The organism is bacterium, from assembly GCA_030019025.1.
Lineage (GTDB): Bacteria > Hydrothermota > Hydrothermia > UBA1063 > UBA1063 > UBA1063.
Window position 1 is genome coordinate 1 of sequence record JASEFR010000029.1, and the last position, 8,739, is coordinate 8,739.

Sequence of the window (8,739 nt, forward strand, 5' to 3'; positions counted from 1 at the left end):
CCCGACGGGAACCGAGCCTCGTCGGAAGGTCTACATCTTCGGCTTCGTCGGGGGACTATTCAAGGTTCAGCCGTTGGCGTTCGGGGTACCAACAGGCCCACCTACAATAGTGAACCCCCAATTCGATATCACCGTTCCGGCAAACCTCGACGCGCTCAGAGGCAAAGCGGTAATCCCCTCGCCGAGAATAGACATGGAAATTGGCGACGAACTATACATTACGCTTGTGAACCTCGGTCTATACCTCACGACCCCGCCCATCCTCGACGTCCATACATATCACCTGCTTTAAAAATACCCAAATGCCGAAAAATAAAACCTAATGCAATTACAAGAAAAATCTGCAAACTAACAGAAAACACGAAAAGCTCCTAAAAGTTGTTTATTAAATCTTCCTTTTTGACTCTCTTATTCTTTGTCTTCCCTCTGAGCCAGCTCTCTATCAATCATCAGCAAACCATTTTTACTATCGCCAACCATCTCAAGTTTAGCAAGAATTTCTGATGCGTTGGCTTCCTCTTCTACCTGCTCATTTACAAACCACTGTAACATTGAAAAAGTCGCTCTATCCTTTTCCTTCTCTGCCAGGTCCACCAACTCATTAATTCTGCTGGTAATGTATCTTTCATGTTCTAATACTGCTTTGAAGGCATCTACCGGATCTTTCCATTCAAATTGAGGCTCTTTTATTTGAGATAATTTTACTCGTCCGCCTCTCTCAATTATATAATGAATGAACTTTTCCGCATGTTCCAGTTCTTCGTGGTATTGAACATACAACCAGTGGTAAAACCCCATTAGATTCTTATCAGCAAAATACACAGCCATGGAAAGGTACAGATAGGCTGAAAAGAGTTCCTCATTCACCTGCTTGTTAAGTGCTTCCTCTAAGTTTTTGCTTAACATTTCTTACCTCCTGTTGCGACTTAATTTTAATCCGATAATGAAACAAATTCAAACTTTGTTTTTTCACACCTCTAACTCTAAAATTGAGCAATGGCAAACTTGAATTACGAACTGGCAAAAGAGCTTCATCAGCATGGAAAACTGGTTGAAGCTAAAATTTACTTTCACAAAGCCCTTGAAGAAGATCCGCATTCTCCCATCATTCTAAGAGACTTTGCTATTCTTCTTATAGACCTTGAAGAGTACGTCAATGCAATAAAATACTTAGACCAAGCAATCCAGCTCTCGGAAGATCCATTTTGCAATTATTACAGAGGCATTGCCTTATACAGACTTGGAAATTTAGAAGAAGCCGAAAAAGAATTGCTTCGTGTTAAGGACACCCTTAAAGGGGCAATGAACGTAAGTGCTGACCTTGGAGATCTTTACTACGACATGGAAAATTTTGAAAAGGCGATAGAATTCTATAAAGAGGCTGTGGAATTTGAGCCCTTTGATCCCATTATCCTTAACAATTTGGCTTTAAGTTATTTCCAAAATGAACAAATCGACTTAGCCATAGAAACCATAAAAAAAGCCATTGAATTAAATCCCATGGAAGCTGAATACTATGACAACCTTGCTATGATGCTTTATGAAAAGGGTGAGGTTGAAGAGTGCTTGAAGGAACTTTACAAGGCCACGGAAATTAATCCTACTTTCTCTAAGGCTCATGCTGACCTCAGTTTAATCTATTACGACCTTGAAAAGTACGAAGATGCAGAGGAAGAAATAAAAAAGGCAATCGAATTGGAACCCGAAAACGCGGTATACCACGCAATACTAAGTAATATCTATTTTAAATTGGGAAAATACCAAGAAGCGCAAAGGGAAACAGACACCATCCTAAAACTCATTAAACCTGATGAGAATTCGGAAAGGTCAAATTGATTCGCTTGTCTTAGAAATCTTAGAAAGAACCCAAGGTGAGAGATTTTTAGAAATTACCGAAGTTGAGCAAGGAAAAGGATTTCATCTAATAAAGTTCATAGTCGATATTCCCTTTTCTTCAGCTAATTATGAGGTTGACTTCCGTAGTTTGGAAAATCATGGAAAAACCATACAAAAGTTCAAAATGCTCGAAGAACTACACAGGTCATCTTACAAAAACCTCGCTATTTTTGATATAGAAACGGGCGGCCTTTCTCCCGATGGGCAAATTTTCCTTGCCGGTTTTCTCATTCCCGAAAAGGAAAAGGCGATCGCTGTTCAATTTATTGCAAGGACTTTAAAAAAGGAAAAAACGCTCCTCAAATGGGTTATAGAGCATTTCGAAAAATATAAAATTCTAACCTTTAACGGAACTACTTTTGATCTCCCCTTCGTAAAAAGACGTTGTGAGCTTCACAATCTGGAATACATAGAGCCCAAATTTCACCTCGACATTCTTTTACTCGCAAGGTACATATGGAAAGACTCCTATGGGTCAAAAAAGCTTTCCGTGCTTGAAAATAACCTTATGGAAATCTACAGAGAATTCGATGTCCCATCGGGTCTTTTGCCCTCCCTAATAAAACTTTATAAGAACAGGAGAGACGAAAAATATTTAAAAATCATATCGAGGCATAACCTTTATGATTTGATTACCACCTTTAAACTGCTGTTCAAAATAAGAAAAAGTCTTTTCTTGAATAGCTAAGCAAACAACGAAGATAATGGTCTATAATTTAAAACATGGAAAACTTCAAGTTTTATAACTTGGAATTGCCGGGAGTGGTTCTTATTGAACCAAAAGCCTTCCAAGACCACCGTGGGTACTTTATGGAAATCTTCAAGGAAAACATATATTACGATATCCTCGGTGTACATTTCGTGCAAGATAATCTCTCCTTTTCTAAAAAAGGAGTTCTACGGGGGCTCCATTTTCAAAAAAGGCCATCCGCTCAGGCAAAACTCGTCCAAGTGGTTCATGGTGAAATCTTTGATGTAGCAGTGGACATTAGAAAGGGATCTCCAACCTTCGGTAAGTGGATAGGAGTCATTTTATCCAGTACAAATAGATTACAGCTCTTCATACCAGAAGGTTTCGCTCACGGATTTTGCGCTCTTAGTGAAACAGCAACAGTATTATATAAGACCTCCGCTTTTTACGACAGAGAGAACGAAAGAGGTATAATTTGGAATGATCCTGAAATAGGGATAGATTGGCCTATTAAAGACCCAATTCTGTCAGAAAAAGACAGCAAACTACCTCCACTTGCAAATGCGGATATAGACTTTTATTATTACGAAAAATGAAATTCCTTGTCTTTGGCTCAAAGGGACAGCTGGGAAAAGAACTTATAAAAAATCTAATGGAAAGAAACTTTGAGGTTTCTGGATTTTCTCATGAAGAGATCGACATTACCGATTATGTTAAAGTTGAAGAAACCATAAGGGTTTTTAAACCTGACGTAATTATCAATGCCACCGCTTACAACAAGGTAGATAAGGCCGAAGAGGAACCCGAAATAGCCTTCCAAGTAAATGCTTTTGCCGTAAAAAATCTTGCAGAACTTGCTAACAAATATTCTTCAATATTGGTTCATTTCAGCACAGATTACGTTTTTGACGGCAAGAAAGGGGCTCCATATACTACAATAGATCTCCCAAATCCGATAAATACATATGGAAAAAGTAAATTGCAAGGTGAAATCTTTGTTCAAGAGATTGCAAAGAGATACTTTCTCATAAGAGTAAGTTGGGTTTTCGGATTCGGAAAGACAAACTTTCCGCTTAAGTTAATTGAAATGGCGTCGCAAAATAAAGTCATAAAGGTGGCAACAGATCAAGTCAATTCTCCCACATACACCATTGACTCCGCAAAAGGCATCATAGAACTGATTTTAAAAGGTAAATTCGGTTTATACCATGTGGCTAATAGTGGCTATTGTTCAAGGTACGAATGGGCGGAAGCGATTCTCAAAAACTGGGGATGGGAAGGCGAGCTACTTCCTGCAAAGACTGAAGATTTCCCTTCACTTGCAAAAAGACCACTTTTTACAGCACTTGACACTTCAAAGTTTACTGAGGAAACCGGTTTCATCATGCCAGATTGGAGAGATGCTGTCAAACGATTTATAAAAAAACTTCGAGAAATAAAAAATGTTTCATGACTTCGATACTTTAAAAATTATTGAAAGAGAGAATCCTCTTTTTGATGAAGAACGATCCAAATATAAAAATTCAATTTCGAAGGAAGTAGAAAAAGCTTCCTTTATGATAATCGGTGGGGGAGGAAGTATTGGCAGGAGCGTGGTAAAAGAGTTAGTTCAATTGAAAGCAAAGAAAATACATGTAGTCGATATAAATGAAAACAACCTTGCTGAGCTTGTAAGGGAAATAAGAAGTTCTAACGTCAATTTTGGGGGAGAACTCAAAACCTACGTTCTCGATGTGGGTTCAACTGAATTTCATCACTTCTTTATGAACCAATCCCCATACGATTTTGTTCTCAACCTTTCTGCGCTAAAACACGTGCGTAGTGAAAAAGATCCATACACGCTTATGAGAATGATAAGAGTAAACATCCTTAATGTCGAACTTCTAATGGAACTTCTGCTTCAAAAAGGTATCAGGCGATTCTTCTCAGTCTCCACCGATAAGGCAGTAAAGCCTGCCAGTTTAATGGGAGCCTCAAAGAGAGTAATGGAACTATTACTTATTTCAAAAAAAGACGATCTACACGTATCATCTGCCCGCTTTGTCAACGTTGCATTCTCCGAAGGAAGCCTTCTGTGGAGTTTCTTGAAAAGGATTGAAAAAAATCAGCCCATTTCTGTCCCCCGCAAAATAAAGAGATATTTTATCACCCTCGAGGAATCTGCTTTCCTGTGCATTTTCACTACACTCTTTGCAAATTCTGGTGAGATTTTTACCATGAAACTGGAAAAACTTAAACCTGTTACTCTCGTTGATATTGCTGTAAATCTCCTCTCCCATTATGGATTTGAACCATTCTTCACAGAAGACGAAAGGGAAGCAAAATTCAGACTTAGTGAATTAGTAAAAGCAAAGATGTGGCCTGTCTACCTATCACCACCAGATACGACGGGAGAAAAGGAAATAGAAGAGCTCTATTCGGCGACTGAAAAGATAGACAGTAAAAGATTTGAAAACCTTATAGTCGTACTTCCGGAAGATACACAAGCGTATACTAAATCATCCCAAATAATTGAAGGGCTGAAAAGGTTGCTGGAGAATAAAAATTGGTCAAGAGACGATATCAAAAATCTTTTTCAACTACATCTGCCTGAATTCAATCACATTGACACTGGAAAATACCTTGACGACAGGATGTAAATCAAATAACACCAAGGTGTTCAAGAAGAATCCTTAGGCCAATTAAAATTAAAATAACTCCTCCTATTGCCTGAGAATACTTTATTTTACTTGCAAGTCTTGAAAATCTTGCCCCAAGTGCAACCCCCGTAAAGCTTATAATAAAGGTGAGGAGAAAAACAAGTAAAGCAAACATGACAAGAGCCTTGAAGAGAATGGAAGTTACAAGCCCAATTGCAAGAGCATCTATGCTTACAGCCATAGCTACGCCAATTAAAGTCTTAAAGTCGTCGGAAAACCCCTCTTTTTCCTTTTCTCGCTGAAATTCTTCAATTATCATATGAACACCTATTGCAAGCAGTATTATAAAAGCAACCCAGTGGTCAAAGGAAGCAATCCAAGTAGCTGAAACTTTTCCACTTAAAAAACCAACAAGGAAAAATAGAGCTTGGACAGTCCCAAAAGCTAAGCCAATCTGAAAAAATTTTCTAAAATTTCGCGATTTTATAAGGAAACCTTCCGTTACCGATGATGCAAAACAATCGAGATTAATAGAAAGAATGAGTAGCAAAAAGTATAGGATTTCTTTCATTTAGCAGTTAAGGCCTCTTGCAGAGAATCCACCACATAAGAAACTTCGCTCTCCGCAAGATCTCCATAAAAGGGCAAGGACAATAAACGTTTTGCAATACTCTTTGCGACATGCAATTCAGAGGGTTCGATAACTTTACAGTTTTCACAGTAGAGCATAAGGTCAGTAAATAATGGATAAAACACTTTGGAAGGTATACCTGCCTCCATTAAACGCTTAATGATGCCATCTCTATCCACTTTCTCAGGTAGAATAACAACGATACTGTACCAGGAAACCTCTGAATCAATAGGCGCCTCCACAATTTTTACCTCCTCCACTCCCTTGAATTCCTTCCTGTAAAACTCGTAAACCCTTTCTCTCTTACTCAAGATTTCAGAAACCCTCATCATCTGTCCAAGCCCAATGGCACTGGAAACCTCGTCCAGATTGTAATTATACCCACTCAAAATCGGTTGATATTTCACATACTCGATAGGTACTCCATAATAGCGAAGACTTTCACCCATTTTGTAATGCTTCTCACTCTTAAAAGCAACACCACCACCTTCCCCTACATTAATCGCACCATATCTTGCAAAGCTAAAAACACCAACATCTCCTACCACGCCAGTAAGGACATCTCCATCTGAAAACTTAAAAGAACTTCCGAAGCTTTCCCAGCAAACTTCAAGGAGTTCCAACTCAAACTCTTCCTTAAGTTTCAAAAATTCTTTAATGTTGCATGGAATGCCATAAAGGTGATACAGGATAATCCCTCTTAAAACCTTTCCCGTTAACTTATTTTTTAACTTGCCATTCTTTGGCTCATAGTTTTTTGCAATAAATTCTCTAACCTTTTCAGGGTCAAGAGTGAGTCGGTCCTTTTCAACATCCACTGGCTGAATCCCAACACCTTCAGAACAAAGGGTATTAGGTACACCAACATGAACAAGTGGTGATAGTATAACCTCGTCGCCCACCCCCCATCCTAAAACCCTAATGGCTATGTGCAAAGCCGAAAAGCCACTGGACGTTGCAAGGAAATAACGAGCCTTTAAATATTTACGCACCTCTTCTTGAAACCTCCATATGAATGGCCCCGCGGTCAAAATCTTTGACTCAAGCACATTTTCTACCAAATTTTTCTCAAGTTCTGTTATATCAGCCTTATAAAAGCTAACCCTTTCCATTTTCTTTTACCCTTTTTAAAAGACTCACAAGGATCCTGATTTCTTCCTCAGTGTTATAAAAATGAGGGGAAACCCTTATAAACCCATTGCGCAAAGATGTTTTAATATCTTCTTCTGTGAGGGTAAGATAAAGTTCCGCTGAAGGTATATTAAATAATCTGAAGGTAAATATACTCCCGCGCCTTGCATTATCTGATGGAGTTAAAATTTCTGCAAAAGTTAACTCCTCAAATAAAATATCAAGGAATTTCTTTAAACGCTGGTAAATCCTTTCCACACCAATCTCCAATATCATCTCTAAGTTTCCACATAAATATGAAAGCCCCCAGTAGTTTCTGGTACCGGTTTCAAAAATTCTCGCATCGTCATAAGGGTCAGGTAAATCGGAAAAATCGGAAAAACCACCCCATGGACAGGAAAGCCATCCAATAAAACCCTTAGAAAGTTTGTGAAAGCTATCCTGATCCACGTATAATATTCCAACCCCCTGTGGCCCTAAAAGCCATTTCGAAGCACCGGCAACTAAAAAATCTATTGAAAACTCCTTTGGGTAAAGGGGAACAGCTCCCAACCCTTGAATCGCGTCAACAAGGATAAAAAAATTATATTTATTTTTCAATCTACAGAGCTTCTCAAGATCAAACCTTTTTCCTGAAAAATAATCAATCCATTCTACCGCAACCAACTTTGTCCGTGGCCCGATCGCTTCTTCAAACTTATCTTCATTTACCTCTATCACTTTAATCCCGTATCTATTATACCTGAAAGGATAGAGAAGGGCAGGAAAATAACCCACCAGAACAACTTCATCATTAGGTTTCCAATTAATTGATTCTATTAGCAAATTAATACCCATTGATGTATTTTGAACAAAGGCAATTTCAAAGGGCCTAACTTTCAGAAGTTCAGCCACATAACCCCTTGTATTCTCTGAAATCTCCTGGAGCAAATCCCAGCCCACTTCACCCTCGTTTTGAAGAATTCTCAGATACTTCTCAGTTTTTTTCAAAGAATATGTATTGAGAGGGGCTGTGCTGGCATGATTAAAGTAGATGTAATTTTCAGTTATGGGAAAATAAGATCTGTAATCTTCAAAGTTTTTCAAATATCAAAACCATGCACCCGGGGGGACTTGAACCCCCAACCTTTGGCTCCGGAGGCCAACGCTCTATCCAGTTGAGCTACGGGCGCATTACAAAAACACATGATCTAACCTTAAAATCTTGCCCTCTTTTACTTCCAATATACCATAGGAACGTCTTGGTGCGAATATGGTATCCGTCGGCGAACCCGGGTTAAACAGAATTATACCATTCTCTTCTTTTTTCATTGGTTTATGCGAATGTCCAAAAATTATTAGATTCAGATCCGCTGCTTCTTTAAATTTTTCCAGCACTTTTTTCTCAATTCCCCACGGAGCACCAATTCCATGATAAAGTCCGATATTCAACCCCTCTAACGAAAAAACGAGCGTTTCGTGAAGTAAAGAATAAAGTTCGTCATCATCCATATTGCCTCTAACTGCATAAAATGGTTTCTTCAATAGCTGTAGATCCTGATAAAAACTAAGAGATGTAAAGTCCCCAGCGTGTATTATCGCATCACAAGTCAGAATCTCATCTGTAACCTCTTTTGGTAACTGCTTAGCCCTATGTGGAATGTGCGTATCCGATAGGATCAATATCTTCATTATTTCTTTTTATGCCTGTCTCTTTTCCTTCTCTTTTTTAGTTTATGCTTTTTAATCTTTTTTCTCTTTCTTTTTCTACC

Annotated in this window: 11 protein-coding genes and 1 tRNA gene; 6 read left to right on the plus strand and 6 right to left on the minus strand. The window is 38.6% G+C overall.

What is annotated here, in order from left to right; genetic code table 11:
* Positions 1–292: copper oxidase (locus QMD82_07360; GenBank protein MDI6851732.1), on the plus strand; the 292-nt coding region annotated here is incomplete at its 5' end.
* Positions 293–408: 116 nt separating this feature from the next.
* On the opposite strand, the gene QMD82_07365 is transcribed toward QMD82_07360, so the two are convergent.
* Positions 409–906, minus strand: coding sequence for a ferritin (locus QMD82_07365; protein ID MDI6851733.1), 498 nt, complete (start codon positions 904–906; stop codon positions 409–411).
* A 90-nt stretch (positions 907–996) separates the two neighbouring features.
* On the opposite strand from QMD82_07365, the gene QMD82_07370 reads away from it, so the two are divergent.
* Genes QMD82_07370 through QMD82_07390 form a run of 5 tightly spaced genes read left to right on the plus strand, consistent with a single transcriptional unit; the run spans position 997 to position 5,226 of the window.
* Positions 997–1,836 carry a tetratricopeptide repeat protein gene (locus QMD82_07370; GenBank protein ID MDI6851734.1) on the plus strand — a complete coding sequence of 280 codons (840 nt, stop codon included), beginning with the start codon at positions 997–999 and terminating at the stop codon, positions 1,834–1,836.
* On the plus strand, positions 1,811–2,584 hold the full coding sequence (locus QMD82_07375; GenBank protein ID MDI6851735.1) for a ribonuclease H-like domain-containing protein: 774 nt from the start codon (positions 1,811–1,813) through the stop codon (positions 2,582–2,584). Before QMD82_07370 ends, QMD82_07375 begins: the two co-directional genes overlap by 26 nt.
* Positions 2,585–2,619: 35 nt before the next feature.
* Positions 2,620–3,183 (plus strand): dTDP-4-dehydrorhamnose 3,5-epimerase, encoded by a 564-nt coding sequence (gene rfbC, locus QMD82_07380; GenBank protein ID MDI6851736.1) that lies wholly within the window; start codon positions 2,620–2,622, stop codon positions 3,181–3,183.
* Positions 3,180–4,040 (plus strand): dTDP-4-dehydrorhamnose reductase, encoded by an 861-nt coding sequence (gene rfbD, locus QMD82_07385; protein MDI6851737.1) that lies wholly within the window; start codon positions 3,180–3,182, stop codon positions 4,038–4,040. Before rfbC ends, rfbD begins: the two co-directional genes overlap by 4 nt.
* Entirely contained in the window at positions 4,030–5,226 is a 1,197-nt protein-coding gene (locus tag QMD82_07390; protein MDI6851738.1) for a polysaccharide biosynthesis protein, read from the plus strand. Before rfbD ends, QMD82_07390 begins: the two co-directional genes overlap by 11 nt.
* Before the next feature lies 1 nt (position 5,227).
* Here QMD82_07390 and QMD82_07395 read toward each other — a convergent pair whose 3' ends face one another.
* From QMD82_07395 to QMD82_07415, 5 genes are all read right to left on the minus strand, one after another.
* Positions 5,228–5,797: a manganese efflux pump gene (locus QMD82_07395; GenBank protein ID MDI6851739.1), complete on the minus strand. Its 570-nt coding sequence runs from the start codon at positions 5,795–5,797 to the stop codon at positions 5,228–5,230.
* On the minus strand, positions 5,794–6,969 hold the full coding sequence (locus tag QMD82_07400) for a DegT/DnrJ/EryC1/StrS aminotransferase family protein (protein MDI6851740.1): 1,176 nt from the start codon (positions 6,967–6,969) through the stop codon (positions 5,794–5,796). The genes QMD82_07395 and QMD82_07400 overlap by 4 nt, the downstream gene beginning before the upstream one ends.
* Positions 6,956–8,074, minus strand: a complete 1,119-nt coding sequence (locus QMD82_07405; GenBank protein ID MDI6851741.1) for an aminotransferase class V-fold PLP-dependent enzyme — start codon at positions 8,072–8,074, stop codon at positions 6,956–6,958. The genes QMD82_07400 and QMD82_07405 overlap by 14 nt, the downstream gene beginning before the upstream one ends.
* Positions 8,075–8,086: 12 nt before the next feature.
* Positions 8,087–8,160 (minus strand) — tRNA-Arg (locus tag QMD82_07410).
* A gap of 1 nt (position 8,161) precedes the next feature.
* The gene (locus QMD82_07415) at positions 8,162–8,659 is read right to left on the minus strand and encodes a metallophosphoesterase (protein MDI6851742.1); all 498 of its coding nucleotides are present in this window, start codon (positions 8,657–8,659) and stop codon (positions 8,162–8,164) included.
* Between the last annotated feature and the right edge of the window lie 80 nt (positions 8,660–8,739).